The sequence below is a fragment of the Micromonospora sp. LOL_025 genome, assembly GCF_048060285.1.
Classification (GTDB): Bacteria; Actinomycetota; Actinomycetes; order Mycobacteriales; family Micromonosporaceae; genus Micromonospora.
On the sequence record NZ_JBHMIR010000100.1, the window covers coordinates 1 to 1,013 of the forward strand.

Sequence of the window (1,013 nt, forward strand, 5' to 3'; positions counted from 1 at the left end):
GGTAGCGCCCGTCTGTCGATCTTTCCGGTGCCGCCGACGGGGAACCGGTCGAGGACCATGATCACGGCGGGGACCATGTAGGGCGGGAGCACGGCGGCGGCGTGCTCCCGTAGTTCGGCGGTGACGGGGAGGCGACCCTCGCGCCCGGTGACGTAGCCGACCAGCCGGGCGGTGCCGTGGTCCTCGCGGCGGGTGACGACGGCGGTGCCGACGTCGGGGTGCTGTTCGAGGACGGCCTCGATCTCGCCGAGTTCGATGCGGATGCCGTTGACCTTGACCTGGTGGTCCATCCGGCCGAGGATCTCGAGTGCTCCGGTGGCGTTCCACCGGCCCAGGTCGCCGGTGCGGTAGGCGATCCCGCCGCCGTACGGGTCGGTGACGAACCGTTGGGCGGTCAGGTCGGGTCGGTTGAGGTAGCTGTCGGCGACCCCGGCGCCGGTGATGAGGATCTCGCCGGGCACGCCCATGGGGACGAGGCCGAGCGCGCCGTCGACGACGCGGATCTGGCGGTTGGGCATGGGCCGGCCGATCGGCACGTACGCGCCGCCCCAGCCCGCCGACGCGTCGAACCACGTGCACGCCACGGATGCCTCGGCGGGCCCGTACGCGTTGATCAGGCGGGCGCCGGCGGCCGTCCACCGTCGGGCCATGCGGGGCGGGATCGGCTCCCCGGCGAGGGTCACGCACGACATGCTCGGGCAGTCGGCCGGGTCCACGGCGGCGAGGTTCGTGGGTGGGCAGAACGCGTGGGTCGCCTGCTCCTTCGCGATCAGGTCGGTGAGGCGGCGGGCGTCGAGGAGATCGTCGCGGGAGCTGACGACGACGCGGGCGCCGGAGGTCAGCGCGGTGTAGATCTCGCCCAGGGCCACGTCGAAGACCGGGGCGCAGCAGTGCAGCATCCGGCTGTCCGGGCCGACCGCGCATTCCTCGCGCATCCAGGTGAGGAAGTTCGTCAGGTTGTCGTGGGTCAGCACGACGCCCTTCGGCGTGCCTGTGGAACCGGACGTGTAGAT

The 1,013-nt window shown here is 72.3% G+C and carries 1 protein-coding gene; it reads right to left on the bottom strand.

Annotation, left to right across the window (positions count from 1 at the left end; all coding sequences use genetic code 11):
* Positions 1-974 (bottom strand): amino acid adenylation domain-containing protein (locus tag ACFHW0_RS31650; RefSeq protein WP_416613293.1); only part of this gene is annotated, 974 nt, incomplete at its 3' end.
* Positions 975-1,013: the final 39 nt, after the last annotated feature.